The organism is Companilactobacillus formosensis (genome assembly GCF_005405305.1).
Classification (GTDB): Bacteria; Bacillota; Bacilli; order Lactobacillales; family Lactobacillaceae; genus Companilactobacillus; species Companilactobacillus formosensis.
On record NZ_BJDU01000007.1, the window covers coordinates 47,002 to 69,952 of the forward strand.

20 protein-coding genes are annotated in these 22,951 nt (G+C 34.4%); 15 read left to right on the top strand and 5 right to left on the bottom strand.

Translation table 11 applies throughout. The annotated features are described in order from the left end of the window. Nucleotides 1-219: 219 nt before the first annotated feature. From spxA to FFM65_RS09040, 4 genes are all read left to right on the top strand, one after another. Nucleotides 220-618: a transcriptional regulator SpxA gene (gene spxA, locus FFM65_RS09025; protein WP_010020587.1), complete on the top strand. Its 399-nt coding sequence runs from the start codon at nt 220-222 to the stop codon at nt 616-618. Between the two features lie 325 nt (nt 619-943). Continuing rightward, the gene (locus tag FFM65_RS09030; protein WP_119318444.1) at nt 944-3,535 is read left to right on the top strand and encodes a BspA family leucine-rich repeat surface protein; all 2,592 of its coding nucleotides are present in this window, start codon (nt 944-946) and stop codon (nt 3,533-3,535) included. Between the two features lie 131 nt (nt 3,536-3,666). Further along, nucleotides 3,667-4,335: an adaptor protein MecA gene (locus FFM65_RS09035; RefSeq protein ID WP_119318445.1), complete on the top strand. Its 669-nt coding sequence runs from the start codon at nt 3,667-3,669 to the stop codon at nt 4,333-4,335. Between the two features lie 57 nt (nt 4,336-4,392). Beyond that, the gene (locus FFM65_RS09040; protein ID WP_119318446.1) at nt 4,393-5,274 is read left to right on the top strand and encodes a competence protein CoiA; all 882 of its coding nucleotides are present in this window, start codon (nt 4,393-4,395) and stop codon (nt 5,272-5,274) included. Here the strand turns inward: FFM65_RS09040 and FFM65_RS09045 are convergent. Both FFM65_RS09045 and FFM65_RS09050 read right to left on the bottom strand, forming a co-directional pair. Further along, nucleotides 5,271-7,199, bottom strand: a complete 1,929-nt coding sequence (locus tag FFM65_RS09045; protein WP_119318447.1) for a hypothetical protein — start codon at nt 7,197-7,199, stop codon at nt 5,271-5,273. The genes FFM65_RS09040 and FFM65_RS09045 overlap by 4 nt on opposite strands. 207 nt (nt 7,200-7,406) lie before the next feature. After that, nucleotides 7,407-8,054 (bottom strand): DsbA family protein, encoded by a 648-nt coding sequence (locus FFM65_RS09050; protein WP_119318448.1) that lies wholly within the window; start codon nt 8,052-8,054, stop codon nt 7,407-7,409. Between the two features lie 146 nt (nt 8,055-8,200). On the opposite strand from FFM65_RS09050, the gene yjbM reads away from it, so the two are divergent. The 4 genes from yjbM to mgtE are packed head-to-tail and all read left to right on the top strand — an operon-like array spanning nt 8,201 to nt 11,939. Continuing rightward, entirely contained in the window at nt 8,201-8,854 is a 654-nt protein-coding gene (gene yjbM / locus FFM65_RS09055) for a GTP diphosphokinase (protein WP_059074063.1), read from the top strand. Beyond that, nucleotides 8,854-9,666 carry an NAD kinase gene (locus FFM65_RS09060; RefSeq protein ID WP_059074062.1) on the top strand — a complete coding sequence of 271 codons (813 nt, stop codon included), beginning with the start codon at nt 8,854-8,856 and terminating at the stop codon, nt 9,664-9,666. Before yjbM ends, FFM65_RS09060 begins: the two co-directional genes overlap by 1 nt. Then, nucleotides 9,653-10,573, top strand: coding sequence for an RluA family pseudouridine synthase (locus FFM65_RS09065; protein ID WP_119318449.1), 921 nt, complete (start codon nt 9,653-9,655; stop codon nt 10,571-10,573). The genes FFM65_RS09060 and FFM65_RS09065 overlap by 14 nt, the downstream gene beginning before the upstream one ends. Next, a complete protein-coding gene (gene mgtE, locus FFM65_RS09070) occupies nt 10,566-11,939 on the top strand; it encodes a magnesium transporter (RefSeq protein WP_119318450.1) in 1,374 nt (457 codons plus the stop codon). Before FFM65_RS09065 ends, mgtE begins: the two co-directional genes overlap by 8 nt. A 230-nt stretch (nt 11,940-12,169) precedes the next feature. On the opposite strand, the gene FFM65_RS09075 is transcribed toward mgtE, so the two are convergent. From FFM65_RS09075 to FFM65_RS09085, 3 genes are all read right to left on the bottom strand, one after another. Next, nucleotides 12,170-12,811, bottom strand: a complete 642-nt coding sequence (locus FFM65_RS09075; protein ID WP_119318508.1) for a copper homeostasis protein CutC — start codon at nt 12,809-12,811, stop codon at nt 12,170-12,172. An 81-nt stretch (nt 12,812-12,892) separates the two neighbouring features. Beyond that, nucleotides 12,893-13,729 (bottom strand): undecaprenyl-diphosphate phosphatase, encoded by an 837-nt coding sequence (locus tag FFM65_RS09080; RefSeq protein ID WP_119318451.1) that lies wholly within the window; start codon nt 13,727-13,729, stop codon nt 12,893-12,895. 33 nt (nt 13,730-13,762) lie between these two features. Continuing rightward, a complete protein-coding gene (locus FFM65_RS09085) occupies nt 13,763-14,779 on the bottom strand; it encodes a lactonase family protein (RefSeq protein ID WP_119318452.1) in 1,017 nt (338 codons plus the stop codon). Nucleotides 14,780-14,854: 75 nt separating this feature from the next. On the opposite strand from FFM65_RS09085, the gene FFM65_RS09090 reads away from it, so the two are divergent. The 7 genes from FFM65_RS09090 (at nt 14,855) to ymfI (ending at nt 22,888) form a co-directional block, all read left to right on the top strand. Continuing rightward, nucleotides 14,855-16,063: an AI-2E family transporter gene (locus tag FFM65_RS09090; protein WP_119318453.1), complete on the top strand. Its 1,209-nt coding sequence runs from the start codon at nt 14,855-14,857 to the stop codon at nt 16,061-16,063. A gap of 184 nt (nt 16,064-16,247) precedes the next feature. Then, the gene (gene trmL, locus FFM65_RS09095; protein WP_119318454.1) at nt 16,248-16,757 is read left to right on the top strand and encodes a tRNA (uridine(34)/cytosine(34)/5-carboxymethylaminomethyluridine(34)-2'-O)-methyltransferase TrmL; all 510 of its coding nucleotides are present in this window, start codon (nt 16,248-16,250) and stop codon (nt 16,755-16,757) included. A 10-nt stretch (nt 16,758-16,767) separates the two neighbouring features. After that, entirely contained in the window at nt 16,768-17,190 is a 423-nt protein-coding gene (locus FFM65_RS09100) for a DUF1149 family protein (protein WP_010020569.1), read from the top strand. Between the two features lie 82 nt (nt 17,191-17,272). Next, nucleotides 17,273-19,651, top strand: coding sequence for a DNA translocase FtsK (locus FFM65_RS09105; RefSeq protein WP_119318455.1), 2,379 nt, complete (start codon nt 17,273-17,275; stop codon nt 19,649-19,651). Next, nucleotides 19,648-20,931 (top strand): EF-P 5-aminopentanol modification-associated protein YfmF, encoded by a 1,284-nt coding sequence (yfmF, locus tag FFM65_RS09110; RefSeq protein ID WP_119318456.1) that lies wholly within the window; start codon nt 19,648-19,650, stop codon nt 20,929-20,931. Before FFM65_RS09105 ends, yfmF begins: the two co-directional genes overlap by 4 nt. Then, entirely contained in the window at nt 20,924-22,162 is a 1,239-nt protein-coding gene (yfmH, locus tag FFM65_RS09115) for an EF-P 5-aminopentanol modification-associated protein YfmH (RefSeq protein ID WP_119318457.1), read from the top strand. Before yfmF ends, yfmH begins: the two co-directional genes overlap by 8 nt. 3 nt (nt 22,163-22,165) lie before the next feature. Next, entirely contained in the window at nt 22,166-22,888 is a 723-nt protein-coding gene (gene ymfI / locus FFM65_RS09120) for an elongation factor P 5-aminopentanone reductase (RefSeq protein ID WP_119318458.1), read from the top strand. Nucleotides 22,889-22,951 lie beyond the last annotated feature (63 nt).

The window sequence follows — 22,951 nt, forward strand, 5'->3', positions numbered from 1 at the left end:
TTAATTATAACTAATAGAATAAATAAACTAATATCTATGTAATTTGTGAAATGATTATATAGATGGCTATTTGTCGGGTACATGTTTTCACAAACAAAAATTTTAAGAACAAATATTCGTAACTTTTTCGTGAAAACCTATAGATTTTATTATAAGTTTAAGTTACAATATTAATGTGTTTAAAGAGTTTGATACTACACAGGAAAGGAGAGATTATATATGGTTACCATTTATACATCTCCAAGTTGCACCTCATGTCGTAAAGCCAAGGCTTGGCTCGAACAACATGATATTCCTTACAAAGAAAGAAACATTTACTCAGAACCTTTAAATAAGCAAGAAATCAAACAAGTACTTCAAATGACTGAAAACGGGACAGAAGAAATTATTTCTACTCGTTCAAAGGCATTCCAAAACCTTAAGGTAAATTTGGATGATTTAACAATTGATCAATTGTTGGATCTAGTTCAAACAAACCCAGGTCTCTTGAAGCGTCCTATCATTATGGATGACAAACGTCTTCAAGTTGGTTTCAACGAAGATGAAATCAGAAGATTCTTGCCTAGAAGTGTCAGAACTATGGAACTTCAAAAGGCTCAACTTATGGCTGGCTTATAAAAAAATTACCAGATCACTTTCCATTTTGGAAGGTGGTCTTTTTTTTTACTCTCTCTTTGCGGCTAGGCCGCTTAGAGAGAGTTATGGGAACGCGAAGCGTTGGTATTCCAAAAACTTGCGGCTAGGCCGCTTAGAGAGAGTTATGGGAACGCGAAGCGTTGGTATTCCAAAAATTTGCGGCAAAGCCGCTTAGAGAGAGTTATGGGAACTTTTAAGGTATGTGAATAAAATATCAAATCCGGTAAAATATTTTTATATAAATTAAATTATAGTGACCTGTTTAATCATATATAATTTTCCTAATTAATTAGGAGAAACGAATATAATGGTAAATATTGATTGGAAATGTATAGGAAAAAAACAATTTAAATTTTTGTTCTTAGTAAATATCATTATTTTCCTAAGAATTTTGTTTGCTCATACAGTAACTGTTAAGGCAGAAACTAATGATAATATCCAAACGTTATTAAACGAAAATGCTAGACTATTACAAAACAAACAGTCTTCAAGTATTGTTCCTTTAGGGTTGACTCAAGTTACTAGCGGTACTTTTGGAACTTGTGAGTGGGATATTGATGATAACGGTCAATTAACGATACATGCAGGAACTTTAGCAGATGGAAAAGGAAATTGGAGTCCATTTGCTAGTTCTATTAAGAGCGTTTACGTTGAAGAAGGAGTATCCGCTAGTTCTTCCGCTTTGACTGAGAATGGAAATAATGGGGTATTTTCTGATTTACCTAATGTTACCTTGATAGATGTTTCTAATTTGGATGTGTCTAATTCATATTATTTGGGGTATATGTTTTCTGAAGATATCAAATTGCAAAAGATAGTTGGTTTGGAAAATTGGAATACTTCTAATTGTATTTGGATGGCATCGATGTTCTACAAAGATTCAGCGTTGCAAAGTTTAGATTTATCAAATTTTGATACTTATAAGGTTCAAAGTGTTGATTCAATGTTTTCAGATTGTACATCTTTAGAAGAATTGAATCTATTAAATTGGAATACTGATAATTTACTTTATATGCGGTATATATTTAAAGGTGTACCCGGAAAAATTAATGGATTGAAAAATTTTAATACTAGCAAAGTGACTAATTTAACAGAAGCTTTAAGGAATACTGATTTTACTATAAACGATCCCAATGATATTGCTGATTGGGATGTTTCGAATGTCAGTGATATGACTTCTTTATTCCAAAACACTAAATTTGAAGAATTAGATCTGAGTAAGTGGAAAACAAGTAACCTGAAAAATTTAACGTCTACATTTTCTGGGGACAGTAATATTGATAAAATCAAAGGTTTGTCGAATTTTGATACTTCAAATGTAACATCTCTTTCACGTACTTTTGACGAAGTTACTGATGCAAACATTTCATCAATTAAAAATTGGGATGTTTCTGAAGTAAATAGTTTAAGTGGAACTTTTGCTAATTGTACAAATTTGGAAAGTCTGGATTTATCAAATTGGGATACTAAAAACAGTACCGTCACTATTGAAATGTTTTTGAATGATAAGTTATTGAATGAAGATACTCTACAAGGATATAAAACGTTAGTAAATAGTAAAAATTACAACGTTTCGGGAATGTTTCAAGGAACGGGCTTTAAAATATTGGATCTAACACAATATGATACTTCTAACGTCATTAATTTCAGTCGCTTGTTTAAAGGAACCAAAACATTGGAAAAAATTCTGGGAACTTTTGATACTAGTTCTGCTATTGATCTAAGTGACATGTTCAATGGGTCTAATATCGTTGATTTTGATGGATTAAATATTGCTGACTGGGATACTAGCTCAGTTACTAATTTAAGTCAGACTTTTACAACGACTAAAATTATGAATTTTGATTTTTTAAAAAATTGGGATACGTCATCAGTAACAAATTTGAATGGGACTTTTCAAAACACAATAGCCGAAGATATACCTGCTATTAAAAATTGGGATGTTTCACAAGTTACGAATTTTCAAAATACTTTTCAAAAAAATTATTTTAAAACCTTACCGATTGAAAATTGGGATGTGTCAAATGCTACTAGTATGTTAGGAATGTTTTTTTATAGCTATTCGTTGAAGAATCTTGATTTATCTAAATGGAATACTTCTAAAGTTACTAATTTCTATACAATTTTTAATACCATGTCGAACTTGGAAACTTTGGACATCTCGGGATTTGATATGACAAACACAACTAATTTGAATTATTTCTTCGGTGGTAATGGAAAACTTTGGAAAGTAACTCTGGGTCCTAAAGTATTAATGAAAACTAGAGAATCTAATACAGACGTTGGAACACAATTACCTAGTCCAATACCAGGGACAAAAATTGGAGATACAACTAATACAGCTATTAGTACTAAATGGCAAGAAGTCGATGAGGATGCAGGCGGAACCGACTATGAACCAGCTGGAGAATTATTATCAAATGATGAGATTATGCAAAAGTATGCAACAACGGGTAATCCTGTTACTACCTACGTTTGGCAACAACAACCAAAGATTGATTTTTCAATGACGATTCCAGATATTGATTTTGGAACTGTTAATAATGGTTCTCAAATTGTTCAAAGAAAGAATAAAAATTTTGCTATTGAAATGGAAAATAATAATTATCCTGCTGAAGCTATTAAATCGAATTTGACAGTTTCTCTAGCAAAACCGCTGACAAGTTCAAATGGATTGAATACGATGAACAATGTTTTGATTTATCGTGAAAAAGGGAAGAATGATCAAATATTGTCAGGTGACGCCGTTCAAATTTATGAAGGAACTATTCCCACTGGAAACAGTTCAATTGAATGGGATGAAAAAAATGGATTATTATTAAATATGAAAAATGAACCACATGCAGTAAATGGAAATTACAATGCAACTTTAAACTGGACTATGACAAATAGCCTCTAAAAAAATGCATTTTCTTTGACGTTATCTACAACATTTAGTATATTATTCGAATGACTTTAAATATCGATATACGATAGTTGAAATAGTTTTTCAGACTGTTAAAATGTAGATACAGAATTGAGGTGACTATGATGGAAATGGATCGACTTAATGAGAACACGATCAGAGTCATTCTTAGTACAGAGGATTTGCAAGAACGAGGCGTAACAGTTTTAGACTTGTTGGGTAACAAGAAACAAATTGAGACGTTCTTTTATAGTATTTTGGATGAGGTTGATAAGAATCATGTCTTCACGAACAATGAGCCTGTTACTTTCCAAATAATGCCAAACAAAGAAGGTTTGGAGTTGTTGATTAGTAAGAGTGATGATTCTGAAGGTTCAGGTTCATTGCCATTAAGTGGGCTACAAAATTCAGTCGGCGCAAGTGAAAACAATAATTTGGATAAGGTTGGAACTGAAGAGTATGATAGTGATACAGCACCATATTTGAATGATCCTGATACACCTACTAAGACTGTTATTGTTGAATTCAAAGACTTTGAAGATTATGTCCAATTGGCTAATTTGTTACACCTGGAGAGCGGAATTTCTAATTTGTTCGAGTACAACGACAAGTACTACTTACAATTGATTCTCTTTACTGATGAAATGCATGAAATGACTTATAGCGATGTTTTAGCATTGCTTAGTGAGTATAGTTTCAAGACGAAAGTTACAGCGGCAGTCTTATCAGAATATGGTCAAGAGATCATGTCTAAGACTGCGCTTGAATTGACGAGATATTATTTTAGTAATTAAGCAGATCAACCTTAGGGTTGATTTTTTTTTTGCGTAATTTTGTTCGAGGTGATTAAAATGTATGCTGCTTTGAACGAATCAGGAACTTTGATTTACGCACAAAATGCAAAAGAAAAAGACAAGTATTTTTGTTGTCGTTGCGAGAAACCGGTCAAATTGATTGCCACGAAATCCAGAAAATATTTTCGACATTTGAATAAAGTTAATAATGATATCAATGAAAGAGATATTCATTTATCCGGCAAAAAAATAATATTAGATTTATTAAAAAACTATTCTGCCGTCGAAGAAGAATTTTTCTTGTCGCCGATTCAACAACGACCAGATGTTTTTTTACCAAATCAAAAAATAGCTATCGAGTATCAATGTGCACTTTTAAAAATTGATTTATTAGAAGAGCGAATTTTAGGATATCAGCAATTAGGGATTAAAAGTATTTGGGTATTAGGTGGTAATTATTTAGATGAGCGAATTCATAGAAAACATCTGAAATTCATCAATTTTAGTGATAAATTAGGCTATTACATCATTATGCTGGACTCTATAAAGAAAGCTTTTACTATTTTTCACCACATTAAATTTATTGGTCCTTTTAATCAGATTTTTTTTCAACGTCAAATTTTTCAAGATGCAAAATTAACTGATATTTTGGAATTTGAGCCACAAGATTATCATTTAAATCCAGTTTTAATGAATCAACACTTTATCCATCGTTTGCGACAAAAAAATGATGGAAATTCTCAAAAAGTAAAAATGGATTTTTTTCGGCATTGTCAAATAACAGTCGAAGAATATTTAAATAATCGTTACTTTGTTCCCATTGCACCAATTTATTTTTATCCAGCGTGGCAAATGGCTTGTGGACAAAATAAGCGTTTGCTGCGACAACCTTTATTAGAATTTAAGACAAAGAAAAAGCCTCCTGACCGGGAAGCTTAAAGTGAATTTTGAACGGTCCAATTTAACTGAGTTGAATATTGACCAGGTTCAATTTGGTTACTATTTACTTTTAGTAAGAGACCATCTTTTTTATTCCAAATTACTGAGGTCAAAGGCATATCACCATCAGCTTCTTCAACCAAAACTTTATTCTTAATAGATTGAATAGAATTATTTATTTTATAAAATAAATTTGCACCGAGAATATCTCCTTTTTTATCTTGTAATGGATAGGCTTGTTTTACAAAGAGATATTTATTGCCAGTTTTTCTTTGGCTTCCTTCAACGGAAATTACTGCATGAGGGGCATTTGTGGCTGCTGTGCGATACTTGATAACACCTTTTTGAAATTGAGCGACAGGATCGAATTGAATGCTATGAGGATTGAGCGTGATTTGATTAGGCGTTAAATTAATTTGCAGTTTGTTACTCTCACTTTGGAAATCACTACTGTTATCAGTGGTTCCAGAAAAATAAGGAGTAGAGTCTATAGTCTGATCAGCATCGATCGTAGGTGTAGTCAAATCGATTTCGACATTTTTAGTAGCGCTGATTTTAAAATCTTTCAAATTTATTATGAGTTCTTTTTGATTAATGAATTTATTGTTTACGATTTGATAATCAGCAGTATTTAGTGGCTGCTTATTTACTGTTATGCCGTCAATATTGAAATTTCGATTGTCATCCAATGGAAAAAGCGGGATGGAGAGCGATGAATTAGGAAAATTTTTGTAGCCTGAATTGTAAATTTTAGAATTAATTACTAGTTTATCATTTGAACTGACTTTGTTTACAACTGAGTCAGTATTTTTTGCTGTATGGAAGGTAGTGTCTTCGATAGAACTTTTGATATTGATATTTGGATCAGTAGGTGGCAGGACGTTTAAAACGGCGTTATTAGTTCTGACGGTATTTTTTTTGACTGTGATTTGGGCATAGAATTCATCGCCATTTTCAGCTTTTGTTGTTGGTGTGGTTACGTAAGTTGTTGGATCAGTTTGAGTCTGCAACTGTGTTACTTGACCATTCGTAGAGCGTTTGTACCAAGTGATTTTTGCTTTTGTGTCGTCACGTTTGTCGTCTTCATCAGTCTGTAGATGGAAAGTGGCTGGCTGATTAGCATGGACCGTCTGATTATCTAAGCCGCCACCAATTTTAATAGTTTGAGGTTTGCTAGTTATGATGCTTCCATCGCTATTTTTGATTGAACCGATAATTTTAACTGTTCCAAATTTTCCGTCAGAATTAGCTACAATATGTCCATTCTCATCAATAGTGGCAAGATCAGGTTTGTCTAAACTCCAACTAATATCGCCGGTAGCGTCATTTGGATCTGGATTTGCAGTGGCATATGCATCTTTAGGAACTATTCCGTTATTGGAAGAATCTTTAACGTTATATAGATAATTTTTATCGATAGTGATATTTAAAAAATTAGCATCGACAGATTTTTTTAAAACATGAACTGTAATGACGTCAGAATAGAAACTATCTTTAGTAAAGATTCCTGAATAATAAGTATAAAGCTGAATGTAATAAGTTCCTGTTTGTTGTGGTGTATAAACCAAGGAATTTTTCGTTTCATTTGGAATTTGATTGAATTTGCCATCGTCATTGGAAATAAACCAACGGTGATATACAGTTTCAAATGGATTAAGACTGAAACTCAAAGTAGAACGTACAGTGTGAGTAGTTATTTTGATAGGATCACCAACCGTCGTATAATAGCTAGTCGTGGGTTGCTTATCAAAACCACCAGTGGCCCAAAAGCCAAATCCTCCAGTTGGATTTGGGGTGGGAGTGTGGTACTGAACGCTGGCAAGTGAATTGTCTGCTAAGATGGCTTCGGGATGTACAACAAAAAAGAGGCATAATGCTAAAACTAATGGCAGAATGAATTTCAATAGCGATAATATTGTTTTCATAAAATGTCCTCCTCAACTTGTGGTCTAAACCAATTCCAAGTATAACGGACAAATTATTTTTTAGAAAGAGAAATTGTCAATTTGTCAAATTATTTGTTTACAAATTTGCACAAAAATATATAAAAATCAATAATTTGTTATAAATTTAGAAATAAAAAAAGCCCTGCACTTTGTTAGTGTAGGGTTAATCCTTGTCATACTGTTTAGCTATCTTCTGAATTTATCCAGACTAATGACGGTATCATTGTGAGCAAAATCTTGAGTATGAGGAAGTTCACGTTCCAACATAGCATTGATGTTGTTACTGATGCTTTCTTGAGAAGTTGAGTCTCCAAAGTTATCGATCATAACGCCAGGCTTTTCTTCATCTTCACAGTCGAAAACAATTGCTGTTGGCGCTTTTACAACATTCATTTCCATTGATAATTGTTGATCACGCTTCAAACCTTGGGCTACGCAAGAACTTTCTTTGTCAGCCATGATTGCTTTGTAATCAAGCCCACTATTATTAATTGCACGTTTGATAGTGTTATCATCAAAGGGATTGTTTAAAATATTTACTTGTTCTTGAAGATTCATTAAAAAGTTACGAGCTTTTTTATTACCTTGACAAGAAGCAGCTTTGTAAAGTTTCGCTGCCTCAACAACTTGTTGTGAAGCAATGTTACGTTCCTCAATGTCGGTAATTTTGCAGCCTTGTAATTGCATATAATCATTAATTGTTGCCATATTATAGTTCGTTACGAAATGATATTGTGTATCTATGTCATGTTTTCTTGTGAAATCAATAATTGCTTGTTCCACCTTCAAACAATACGAACATAAGGGATTAATATATAAGAATACTTCCCACATTGTGATTCCCTCCATCTCTCTATTGCATAGTCATTCTACCAACAATTTTTCAAAAGGTAAAATTATAAACTCAAACACTAATATTCAGAATTGAGTGAATCTTTCTTAAATGTACGATATATTAAAGTAAGTAAAGCGAGGTTATTATGTCAGAAATTAAATGGAATGAATTTTTGATACCTTATTCACAGGCAGTCGATGAGTTAAAAATCAAATTTAGAAATCTTCGCAAAGAATTTTTAGAAAAAAATGAGCATTCACCAATTGAGTTCGTAACGGGACGTGTTAAAACTGTTGATAGCATTAAAGAAAAAATGCGTCGTCGTTTTATCAAAGAAGATCTTTTGGAACAAGATATGCAAGATATTGCTGGGATTAGGATTCAGTGTCAGTTTGTGGAAGATATTTATGATGTGGCTAAATTATTGCATATTCGTGAAGATATGCGTGTTATTGAAGAACGTGACTACATTGCTAACAGTAAACCTAGTGGTTATCGTTCATATCACGTTGTGATTGAATATCCGATTCAAACCGCTTCTGGTCAAAAGAATATTTTGGCAGAGATTCAGATTAGAACTTTAGCAATGAACTTTTGGTCTACGATTGAACATTCTTTGAACTATAAATATCAAGGCGATTTTCCAGAAGAAATCAATGAACGACTCAAACGTGCGGCAGAAGCTTCATTTATGCTAGATGAAGAAATGTCGAAAATTAGAGAAGAAATTCAAGATGCACAACAATACTTTACCGATCGAAAACGAGATTTAAATAACCCTACGGAGCACGATAAATAATGAAATTATGGATTAATAATAATAGTAAAGAGCAATCAGTTGCAGCAGCTAACAAATTACGCAGTAAGTTATTGGATGCTGGATTGACTTTGGATCGAAGAGACCCACAATTAGTCATCAGTGTTGGTGGCGATGGTACGTTGTTAAGTACTTTTCACGCCTATGCTGCACATTTAGATAGAGTAAAATTCTTGGCTTTACATACAGGACATCTAGGCTTTTATTCTGATTGGACTGATACAGAAATTGACGAATTAGCTGATTTGATTATTAAATGTCAAGATAATATCCCATCAACTAGTTATCCACTTTTGGACGTGATGGTTGAAAATAAAGAAGGCTCATTGTTCCATGGAATTGCTATCAATGAAATCGTAGTTAGACGTTTGTCTTCTTTGACTATGAAAACAAGGGTCGACTTAGATAAAGAATTCTTTGAAAATTTCCGTGGAGATGGTTTATGTTTTGCGACTCCTACGGGATCAACGGCTTATTCTAAATCAATTGGTGGGGCCTTAATTCATCCGAAAATCAGTGTTTTCCAAATGATTGAGATTGCTTCGATCAATAACCGAGTTTATCGGACAATTTCTTCACCAATCATTATTCCGCATAATCAAAGAGTAGATCTTTATCCACAGACAGCTGACGATTATGTAATCAGTTGCGATGGAATCACTACTAAATTGAAAAACGTACGTCGGATTACGATCAAGCTAAATTATCAACGCGCCCAATTTGCCCAATATCGACATCGACACTTCTGGACTAGAGTAGAGACAGCTTTCTTAGGACAAGATGAACCAAAATAACCGTTTTTTGAAGTTTACGATTGGTGACGATGATAAAAAAATAGTCCGCAAATTTTTAGTTCAACACAAATTTTCCTCTAGTCAATTACATAACTTAAAAAATAAAGGTGGACAAATTTTTGTGAATCATAAGCAACGTCATTTTAATTATCCGCTAAAAAAAGGTGATCAAATCTTAATAGTTCTTAATTCAGAAGAGCCCTCTGATTTGATTGAACCAATGCCAGGTAAAGTAGATGTCGTGTTTGAAGATAGTTATCTATTGGTTGTCAACAAGCCACCAGGGATTGCTAGTCTGCCTGCAAAGGCCAAAGACAGTAAGACGATGGCAAATGTAGTCAAATCTTATTTGATCGATAAAAAAGAGAATAGTTCGATTCATTTAGTTACTCGTTTGGATCGAAATACTTCAGGATTGATGGTTTTCGCTAAAACATCGTATGCACATTCGTTATTAGACCGAATTTTACATACGGAAGATTTTCAAAAGTTTTATTTAGCGATGGTTTATGGTCAAGTATCACCAGAAAAAGGTTTGATCGACTTACCGATTGGAATCGATCCGCAGGCTTTTTATATGCGAAATATCGATCATAATCTTGGTAAACCATCAAAAACTCTGTACGAAACGGTCGAGAAATTTGCTGGTGCCAGTTTATTAAAATTGAAATTATTGACAGGTCGAACACACCAAATTCGCGTCCATTTGACGGCAATTGGTCATCCGATAATTGGAGACGATATGTATAGCAAAAAAATTGATCCTCGAATGAGTCGTCAAGCCTTGCATTGTTATCGTTTAAATATAGTTCATCCTGTTACTAAAAAGTTATTAAAATTAACCGCGCCATTACCGAAAGATATGGTAATGTTAAAGAGTGTGTTAAGGGGTGAGAAGAATGGATGAAAACGAAAAAAGACTCCAAGATAAATTTTCGCAATTGAAGAACTATCTTGATGAAGGTGATAAAAAGCGATTTCGAAAAACTTATTTAGATATGCACTTTTATGACCAGAGTACTTTTTACCTCACGTTGAATAAACCTGAACGAATGACGCTTTATTCAATTTTGGAACCGGACGAAATGGGAGATATGTTCGATACCATTGAAGATGATAATCCTAAAATTCCTGAACTTTTGAAGGAAATGGATCTTAATTACGCTTCAAAAATGTTGAACGATATGTATGATGATAATGCCGCTGATGTTTTAGAACATTTGGATAAGGTCGATGTCGACCGATTCCTAGGTCAGATGCCACGTAATGATGCCAATAATTTACGTGGACTATTGCACTATGACACTGAAACTGCCGGTGGTATCATGACGACCGACTACGTAGAGTTTCATGAGGAAGAGACAGCAGCTGAGGCAATCAGAGCTTTGAAAAAGTTCGCTAAGACTGCTGAAACAATTTATTATATTTACATTTTGGATCACCACGATGATTTAGTTGGCGTTATGTCGTTGCGTGATTTGATTTTACTTGAAGACGACGATACTTTAAGTGAAAAAATGAATAGTGATATTATTACGGTCAATGTTGATGCGGAACAAGCTGAAGTTGCTCAAGTCTTTAGAGATTACGAGTTTTTAGCCGTTCCCGTTGTTGACCATTCAAACAAATTAGTTGGTATCGTTACAGTTGATGATGTTATTGAAGTTATTGATGATGAAGCCCAACAAGATTACTCCGGTTTGGCCGGTGTTAGTATGGACGAGACTAATAACGATGGTCCCTTCAAAGCAGCTTCAAAGCGTTTGCCTTGGTTGATCACACTGTTGCTTCTAAGTATGATCACTGCTACCTTGATTAATCATTACGAAAACTTGTTAGCTGAAGCGAGTATTTTAGCGGTCTTTATTTCAACAATCACTGGTACAGCTGGTAATGCTGGTACGCAAAGTTTGGCTGTGGCAGTTAGGCGTTTAGCAGTTGAAGAAATAAATCGCCATGAATTTTTAAAATTATTGATCAAAGAGTTGGTCACTGGTTTTGTAACAGGCTTAGTAACAGGTGCTGCAGTCTTGCTATTAGTAGGAATTTGGAAACATAATTTCGTCTTAGGGATGGTCATTGGGTTAGCCATGTGTGCTGCTATTACGGTAGCTAACTTAGCTGGTAGTTTTATTCCAATGTTAATGTCTAGCTTTGGATTCGATCCAGCGGTCGCCAGTGGTCCATTTATTTCCACCTTAAGTGATTTAACTAGTGTCTTAATTTATTTCAGTATTGCTGGAGTGTTCATGCAATACTTTATCAAAGTGTAAAAAAACTGTATTGATTAATGGAAGTATTCCGGACTTTATAGTGGTTCTGTTTTTTAATATCAGCAAATCAAAAGCCTCTATTGGGAGTGTATTCTCCAAATAGAGGCTTTTTTTGATCTTGAATTATATGAAATGTAACTCGGTAGAGACAGTTTTACGATGCTCAAGTGGCAGTTTGATATTGACCTAATTTAGAAAAGAACTAACTTTCCTAGTCAATACAGCTTTTTTTATTGAATATCAGCAATAATTTTTGTACCGTGTAATTCTTTAACGCCTAATTCTTTAGCAATTGTGTCACAATTCTCAAAATTAACACCGCCACCAGGTAAAATAGTAATTCTACCGTCTGCATAGTCGATGTATTTCTTGATATTGTCTAAAGTTTGGTCGATTGGTGTCGTTAGTGGCCCACCGTGAGTCAAGATGCGGTCAACGTCGTGATCTACTAACCAATCAATAGCTGATTTTTTGCTGTCCTCAGCTAAGGCATCAAAAGCCATATGAAAGACGATTTGCATGCCACTGGAAGCAGCAATCAGTTGTTCCATAGCATCTTCGTCCAAATTTCCATCCTTAGTCAAAGCTCCAAAAGCTACGCCATCAACACCTAATTTTTGAGCTTGGAATAAATCAGCTTCCATCATCTTAATTTCTAAATCATTATATACAAAATCTCCACCACGAGGACGGATCATTTCAACGACAGGAACAGACTTCTCTTGAAGGTATTTAGTAGCTTCTTGTAAAACACCAAAACTAGGAGTAGTTCCTCCAACAGCTAGATTGTCATTTAATTCGATTCGATTAGCACCTTTTAAAACCGCAGCAGGAATCTTAGTGAAATTTTCTACAGCAACTTCTTTATAAATAATGTTCAACCCCTCTTTTTATCAGTATCTTTATTCTAACAATTTTGAACAAAAAAAGAACGTCCGAAGACGTCCAATATGTTATACAAAACTTTTGATTCCAAAGTATGCGATGACAATGATTGCCAAGATGATACGATACCAACCAAAAGCCTTGAAGTCGTTACGTTTGATGTAATCAAGCAAGAACTTGATAGAAGCGTAAGCAACAATGAATGAAACTAATGTACCAACAAGTAGGATAATAGTTTGGTCCCCAGTAAAAGTATTGCCTTTCATGAAATACTTACCAATCTTCAAAAGACTAGCACCAAACATAGTTGGAATAGCTAAGAAAAATGAGAACTCAGTTGCGACAAAACGAGAAGTACCGACTGTCATACCACCTAAAATAGTTGCCCCAGAACGAGAAGTACCGGGAACTAGTGATAGGACTTGGAAAAGACCAATTGTAAAGGCAGTTTTGTATGAAAGTTGATCTAAGTCTTCAACTTGAGGACGTTTATTCTTCAACCAATTTTCGACGACAATGAATAAAATACCATAAATTAACAATGTGGCCGAGATAACTTGCCAGCTAGTAAGATGAGCATCCATCCAGTCGTTTAAAGGAAGTCCAATAACTACTGAAGGTATGATAGCAACCAAAACTTTGAACCAGATACTCCAAGTTTGATTTTTCTCACGATGATTTTTCTTAGGTGAGAAAGGATTCAATTTGTGGAAGTAGATGAGGATAACCGCTAAGATTGCCCCGAATTGAATAACTACCATGAACATGTTGATAAAAGCTGTAGATTCATTTAATTTGATGAATTCATCAGCTAAGTACAAGTGTCCAGTTGAACTGATAGGTAGAAATTCTGTAAAACCTTCGATAATACCCAAAATGATGGTTTTAATAATTTCAATGAACATAATTAATAATATTCTCCTGAATTAAATTTGGAACTAGATAAAGTGTACACAAACACACTCAGGAATGGAAATTTTATTTTCTAAAGGTGTTAGATTTCCTTTGTTAGGATTGCGTTTGAAGATAGTTAAGTCATCGCTATCTTGGTTAGCAGCTAACAAATACTTTTCTGAAGGATCTAACTCAAAATCACGAGGACCATTACCGTTAGTTGAAACTGTGTTGAGTTTCTTTAGACGGTCGCCATTTTTGTCGATGCTGAAAGTAGCAATTGTGTCAGCACCACGAGTTGAAACATACAAGAATTTACCATCCTTAGAAATACGGATAGCAGCTGTTGTATTTTTTTGTTCATCTTTGGCAGCTTCAACTTCGTCGACTAATGTCAAACCAGCAGTTTCTGCATCATATTCCATAACTAAAACTTTTGAAGATAATTCGCAAGCAACGTAAACGATTGGCTTTGTTGGATGGAAGACTAAATGTCTAGGAGCATAACCAGCTGGGGCAATGTAATTATTCATCAATTTTGGCTCTTTAGGATCATCAATGTTGTAAATATAAATACGGTCAGCACCGTAATCACAAATAATCAATTTGCCATCAGGAGTCAAAGCACTGAAATGAGGTTTGGATTGATCTTGTTCAGTACGAGGACCATGTCCTTCAAATTTGACTTCTGAGTAATGCTCAATTTTGCCATCATCAGTTAAATGATCGATCTTTACCTTGCTCAAGTGGAAGTAGGCACTAAAAATCAAATTGCGACTAGGGTCAAATTTAACGTAAGATGGGGAAGTTTCTTCTGAAAAATCCTCATCCAAAAGCTTAGGCTCATTATTAATGTCGTAAACTACGATACCGCCACGATCATCTTTTTTAGCTAAGGCAATCAATTTCATATCATTAGTTACATCGATATATGTTGGTCCGTTTAATTCGACCAATACTTTAGGTGTAGTCAATTCACCAGTTTCTGAGTTGAAATCGGCAGAATAAACACCTTTACCAGTCTTTTTTGTGTAACCGCTTAAAAGAAGCTTTTCAATCATTACAATTCCTCCAAATAATGTATAGTATTATAATATACAGTATAATCTTTGTATAAAAATTTTGGGGAGCAATCTATGCGAGAAACACCGGAAAAAAATAAAAGTTGGTTTTACAAATGGTTCTTAAACAACCAATTGACGGTGATTTTGGTTAACATTTTTTTGGTATTTTTGATTATATTTTTATTTTCAAAAATCAGTTTTGTTTTCCAACCAGTCGGACAAATTTTGGGAATTATAATGCCACCAGTTATTTTGGCCTTGGTATTGTATTATCTAATCAATCCGCTGATCAATGTTTTGGAAAACAAGCTTCACGTTAATCGGATTATTTCAATTGCCTTTGTTTTTATTATTATTTTGGCTTTATTGATTTGGGGCGTTATGTCGCTGATTCCCTTTGTACAAAGCCAAGTGGATTCATTAGTTAAGAATTGGCCACAATATTGGGATTCTTTGAATAAGAGCTTACAAAATATGTTTTCTGATCCAAAATTACATATTGTTAAAGAGCGACTAGCTACAACTAATGCCAGTATCACGAAGAGTTTTGAAAAATCTATGAGTCAAATTTTGCCACAGACGATGAATAATTTAAGCTCAGCTGTAAGTGTCTTGACGAATGTTGTCATGATTTTACTAACGGCACCATTTATTTTGTTCTTTATGTTAAAAGACGATAAGAAATTTAAGATTTCTGTTGTTAAATTCGTTCCTAATCGTTTGAAGAAGTCAGTTAGTGACATGCTTTCAGAAATCAGTCAATCATTGAGTTCTTACATTACGGGACAGTTGACGGTGGCTTTCTGGGTAGCAGTTATGTTCTTCGTTGGCTATTTGATCATAGGACAACGATATGCCTTGATTTTAGGAATCGTTGCCGGAATTTTAAACTTGATTCCCTATGTTGGTTCAGCATTGGCCTTGATTCCTTCACTAGTTATTGCGGCCTTTATTGCTCCATCGATGGTTATAAAAGTATTGATTGTCTTTGCTGTTGAGCAGACGATTGAGACCCGTGTTATTTCACCAATTATTGTTGGTAATAAAATGCAAATGCATCCTGTAACGACGATTCTAGTCTTGCTAGTTTCAGCCGGATTGTATGGGTTAGTAGGGATGATTGCAGGGATTCCAATCTTTGCTATTTTAAAAATTATTTGTACGAGAATTTTTAACTGGTTCAAACGTAATTCTTCTTGGTATGATGATGAAGACGTTGAACCAGTTGATGAAACAACAACTGCAAAAGATACAGAAAAATCTAAGAAAAATCACAAATAATTCAAAAACTATTGTCTAGACCGGATAAAACGTATATAATGTTTTATGAGTTTTGGGGTTATTTGTTTTTCTCAGAAGTGATTTTGACAAAAGCAAGTAAACAAGAGGCTATACTAGCGCATGTCCTTGCTGTGGTTTTCACCGAGGTCATGCGCTTTTTGTTTATGTAAAAGGAGATTAAATAATGACGAACCATATTGCACTTTATGAACCATTGATGCCAGCTAATACTGGTAATATTGCTAGAACTTGCGCGGGAACTAATACTAAATTACATTTGATCAGACCATTAGGTTTCAATACTGACGATGCTCATATGAAGCGTGCTGGTTTGGATTACTGGGATAAGGTCGACATTACTTACCATGATGATTTGGATGCTTTTTTGGAATCAATACCTGACGATAAGTATTTGTATTTGATTACTAAATTTTCAGATAAGGTTTATAGTGATCAGGATTTCTCAGATACTTCGGTTGATCATTACTTTTTATTTGGTAAAGAAACAACTGGTTTGCCAGAAGATTTCATGCGTCGCAATCCTGAAAAATGCTTACGAATTCCTATGAGTGACAATATCCGAGCTTTAAATTTATCTAACAGTGCAGCTTTAGTTATTTATGAAGCCGTGCGCCAACAACATTTTGCTGGTTTAGAATTAAGTCATCATTATGAACACGATAAATTAGATTAGGAGAAAAACTATGAAAATTAATAAAGGTGCAGTTAGCGTTCAAGCGTTTCACTATGATGTTGAATCACCAAGTGCTGATGAGAAGAGTACTTTAAACATTAGTATCGAACATCCTGAGTTCAAAGATGAGAACGGTCAACCTATGAATGAAGATGAAGGTAAGATTTTCCAAGTCGTTATTCCTTTTGAAATTCATATGAAAGATGCTCCCTTTAAAGTTTCAGGATTAGTTGGGCAAGTAGTTCAACCAGTTGGCTTCCACGGTGAAGCAGAAGATTTAGATGGCAAGCAAGTTCAACAAATTTCACGTTCGGCAGTTGAGTATATTGAAACATTAACTTATCAAGTTACTAGTGTAACGTTGAATCATGGTGTTTCATTGAATTTTACCAAAGATGCAGAAATCAAGCCTAATAATGAAGAAGATAAATAAACAGTCCTTGAGGGCTGTTTTTTTTAACGTTCAAAAAAGGTATAATTTTAGATGATTACTTTTAAATTCATGTGAGGTACTTATGGTTAAAAAAAAGGCAAGTTCAAGGCCTAGAAAGAGTAAAAAAACCGTTGATAATTCACGGCTGATTAGATCTTTGGTCAGTTTAGTGTGGATAATCTTGGCGATTCTAGGCTTATTCAAGTTTGGTCTCGTTGGCAAAACTTTCGATAATATCTATCGAATCTTTGTTGGGGATAGTTATCCAGTATTGTTAATTATCAGTATCGTTGTAGCGGCGTTCATCATCGCTACAGGGCGATTTCCTTTATTGTCGCCTAAACGAAATTTTGGTTTTTTGTTTGTTTATTTAGGAACATTAATAATTTTACACGGCATTTTCTTCTCCAGTATGTCGCTATATCACAATTATAATCTCGTCACATGGAATACTTTATCTGCTGATATAACGCAGGTTGATGTCGGCGGATCAGTTGGTGGAGGAATGATAGGTTCTTATTTATATAGTTTCTTCATGCCAATGTTTTCAAGTGTAGGAACGTATTTTGTTACCGCGTTAATTATTTTTATTGGAATTTTAATGTTATTAAACGTTACGATGAAACAAGTTTCGGTTGTAACGACAGATATTTTGGTTTTCTTAAAGCATCTATTTATTAAAATAAAAGATATTTTAGTTGGCCATTACAGCAATTATGTTGATCAAAAGAAGACACAGCAGGTTGATCTTAAATCTGATAAACCTACTAAACGTGCTCCAATAGTGAGAGATGACGATAAAACAGAGGATGGTTTCAATAGTTTCGTTGAAGATAAAACAGAAGACAAGAAACCAGATGACTTTAAAATCGAAGGAGCACCTAAGCCTCCGGAACAACCTACTTCTGAGGCTACTGTGGTTTCTAAACCTTATGGTATCGATGGTACTAAAGATAAAGATTTACCAGATCCAGTTGGCTATAAGAAAGCTGAGCCCGTCAATAATGATGGTTATGTATTACCATCTGTTGATTTGTTGAAGCAAGTACCACAAACGGATCAGACTTCAGAAGTTCATTTGATTGAAGAAAACAAAGATAAATTACGTCAGACTTTCAAGAGTTTTGGGGTTGATGTTGAAGTTAAGAAGGCAAGTTTAGGTCCAACTATCACAAAATATGAAGTTCAACCAGCAGTTGGTGTTAAAGTAAGTAAGATTGTCAATTTAGCCGATGATCTGGCTTTGGCTTTGGCTGCTAAAGATATCCGTATCGAAGCACCAATTCCAGGAAAACCATTTGTTGGGATCGAAGTGCCTAATAAGACTATCTCAACAGTTTCATTTAAAGATATCACTGAAAATCAAAAAGATAAGACTCATCCGTTAATTGTTCCACTTGGAAAGGATGTTTCGGGTAATATCATTGAAGCAAATATTACTAAAATGCCCCATTTGTTGATTGCCGGTTCTACTGGTAGTGGTAAGTCTGTTGCAATCAATACGATTATTACGGGTATTTTGATGAAAGCTAAACCTAATGAGGTTAAGTTGATTTTGATTGATCCAAAGATGGTTGAATTGAATGTTTATAACGGCATTCCGCATTTGCTGATTCCAGTTGTTACTGATGCCAGACGAGCAGCCGGAGCGCTACAAAAGGCTGTTAAAGAAATGGAACGTCGTTATAAATTGTTTGCTGAGACTAGTCACCGTAACATTGGTGAGTATAACGCTGATGTTGATAAGTTCAATGAAACCGCTGCGGACGAAGATAAAATGGAACGCTTGCCATTTATCGTCGTTATCGTTGATGAGTTGTCTGATTTGATGATGGTAGCTGGACACGAAGTAGAAGCAGCTATTGTTCGTTTAGCTCAAATGGCCCGTGCAGCCGGTTTGCATATCATTATTGCAACGCAACGTCCTTCTGTTGATGTTATTACTGGATTGATCAAAGCCAATATTCCATCCAGAATGGCCTTCGCTGTTTCCAGTGGTGTCGATTCAAGAACTATTCTGGACTCAGTTGGAGCTGAGAAGCTCTTAGGACGAGGCGATATGCTTTTCCAACCAATTGGGAAGAGTAAACCAATTCGACTTCAGGGAGCCTATATTTCCGAATCAGAGGTTGAAAATGTTGTGAAATTTGTCAGCGAGCAACAAGAAGCCCATTACGATGAAGAAATGATTCCTACTGATGTTGAAGAAGGCGGTGGCGACAGCGATAAGCCAGAAGATGAGTATTGGGATGATGCTGTCGATATGATTGTTAAGGGTCAATCGGCCAGTGTCTCTATGCTTCAAAGAAGATTTGCTATCGGTTATAATCGAGCTGCAAGAATGGTTGATGAAATGGAAAATAAAGGTATCGTGGGACCATCAGAGGGTAGTAAGCCACGAAAAGTATTAATTACTCCCGAACAACTAGAAACAATAAGAAAAAATCAGGTGAAAAATTGAGAAAAACATTAGCAAAGAATATTTTCTTAAATATAAATCCAATCAAAAAATTCCGAACTATTAAAGTTCAAGTCGATTTTCTTCGTCCTTTAAAAAAAGAAGAAACTACGGGACGCCGATTGTTGGCCAACGTTATGTCTAATTCAACAGCTAATTATCCCAGTTTTCGATCGATAAATGACCGTGAAATGGAATTGTATGGCTCTGAAATCAATGTTTTTACGCGAAATCTTTTGAATTTTAATGACTTGGCTTTCAGCATTGAATTTGCTGATCCTAATTTTTTGATTGATGGTCAAACGCAGATTAAAGACAATTTGGAATTATTGAATGAAATAATTTTTAAGCCAAATTTAGCAGGAAAAGAATTCGATCAGACATCTTTTGAAACCGAAAAACGTAATTTGATGTCTAATTTAGTTTCGATTCAAGATAATCAAGATTTAGTCAGTACTCTAGGATTAACTAAATTGATTTATCAGAATAATCCTGATCGTCAAATACCGATTTTTGGAAGTATTGATCAATTACGCGAATTAACAAATGAAAAATTGCTAGAAATGTATCAAGATGTCATTAAAAAAGATACGATTGTCATTAATGTCGTTGGGAATGTTGATGAAGAAAAATTTGCGGAAGATATTTTAACTAGTAGCTTTTATACTCAAATGAATAATGAACGCCTAGATTTAAAAATTGAATTCGATAAATTCAATCAATTGATTGCTAATCCAGCTGAAAAAATTGAACACAAACACCTCAATCAAAGTCGAATTGCCTTGGCTTATGCAACTGAGGGAGTTTCTAAGAAATTTAATCGTTTGGCACCTCAAATTATGAATTTGATTTTGGGTGGCGATGATCAATCACAATTGTTCCAACAAGTTAGAGAGAAGAATAGTTTAGCTTATTCAGTATCTAGTACTTATCAACCATTGAGTCATTTGGTTACGATTCAGGCCGGTTTGGATTCTGATTCAGTTCAAAAGGCTTTAGAGTTGATCAATCAACAAATCGACTTTATTAAAAATGGAGAATTTACTGATAATCAAGTAGAACATGCTCAAAAAGTCATGTTGACGAGAAGAAAGATTGCGACTGATTCGATCCAGTACTACATCATGCGTAGTATTTGGGAAACTGTTTATCCAAAGACTTTGATGAGCGATGAGCAATTTCAAGCAGAATTAGATAAATTAGATCGTGATCATATTGCTAGTGTGGCTAATAATTTACATGCCATTGCACAATATCAGTTGATTGGAGATTCGAATGACTGAGAAGTTAGAAAAACAAACGAAAAAATTAAATAACGGTTTACAAATCACTGTCGTACCGATGTCAGGATTTAATCAAGTCTACGGACTAGCAATGACTAATTTTGGTTCAGTAGATACTAAAACAAACGAGGGAACTTTACCTGCGGGAATTGCTCACTTCATTGAGCATAAATTATTTGCCAAACCTAATTACGATGTATCAGAAAAATTTGCCCAATATGGTGCTAATTCCAATGCTTACACTAGTTATACGAAGACGGCATATTTATTTCAAACTTTAGATAATCCGTATGATAATTTGAAGATTTTATTAGACTTGATTCAAAATCCATATTTCACCGATGAGAATGTTGCATCTGAACGTGGGATCATCGATCAAGAAATTCAAATGTACTTAGATATGCCTGAATGGGTTCTAGAACAACGAATTTTGGGACAATTGTATCCTAATGATCCGATTGCAGAAGATATTGCTGGGTCAAGTGAGTCATTAAAACAAATCAATCGTCAAAATTTATTATCTACTTATCAACAAAACTATCGACCTGATAACATGAACCTCGTTTTAGTTGGCGATGTAGATTTTGAAAAAGTTGAAAATATAGTTGAAAATTCTAATTTTCATCAAATAGATAAACCATTGCAAAAAGTTGATCGTCAGTTTGAACCAATTGGTCAAGGTGGCTATGAGACGATGGACATCAGTCAAGCTCGTAGTGCTTATGGAATTAGAATTAATACTGAAATGTCTGGGTATGATTTAGTAAAGAAACAATTTGAATTAAATATGATTATGGAGACTTTGATAGGTGAATCTTCCAAGAATTATCAAGAAATGAGTAATTCTGGTCTAATTGATGATAGTTTTTCTTATAATGTAGTTGCAGAAAATAACTATTGTTTTATCATAATTAGTGGGTCAAATAATAATCCTCAAAAATTTCAAGAATATCTACGCAATCACTTGTCTTATAGCTCGTTAAAGGAAGTTCTAACAGATGCCAAATTTGAAAGAATTAAGCGCGATGCCATTGGTTCTTACTTGTTTGCACAAAATTCACCTGAAGCTATTGCTAATCAGATGGCTGAACTTTACTTCTACGATGTTGACTACTTAGAACTGATCAATATGATTGATTCTATTAAAAAAGATGACATTTTAACGATTGCAGAGAAATTTTTGAAGGATGATAATTGTACCTACTACAATCTTTTACCAAATAGGAAGTAAACTATGTATGCATTAGTTATGGGAAGTTCTGGTGATATCGGGACCAGTAGTGCTAAAAAACTAGCCCAAAAGGGTTGGTCCTTGTATTTGCATTACAATCAGAATAGAGAACGAATTGAAAAGTTACGCACAGAACTTGTGGAAAAGTATCCGCAACAGGATTTTATTCCCATCAAGTTCAATATGGAGCAAGATACAGTTGAACAATTGACCAGTCAGATATTTGGATTGGATGCAGTAGTTTTTGCTCAAGGTAATACTTACTATAAGTTGTTAGTTGATATTTCGGAAAAAGAAATTGATTCTTTGTGGAATATCCACGTAAAATTACCAATTTTGATTTTACAGGCGCTTCAAGATAAACTAGCTAAAACGCATCATGGTCGAATCGTTTTTATCGGATCAATCTATGGAAAAATCGGTTCAGCGATGGAAGTAGTTTACAGTACTGTTAAGGGGGCAATGTCTTCCTTTGCAGATGCCTATGCTAAGGAAGTAGCTTCTTTGGGTATTTCCGTCAACGTTGTCGCCCCTGGGGCAGTCAATACTAAGATGAATACTCAAGAATTTTCGAGCGAAGACCTTGAAAATGTAAAAGAAGAGATACCAGCAGATAGATTGGCAAATCCTGATGAAATAGCTGATTTGGTTAGTTATTTAGTTAATATCGAATCAAATTACCTGACGGGACAAACAATTTATTTTGCAGGTGGTTGGTTGCTATAAGGTCGCTAGTAGTTAGATAATAATATATGTTATACTTAGAAAAATTAGTTAATCGGTGGTAAA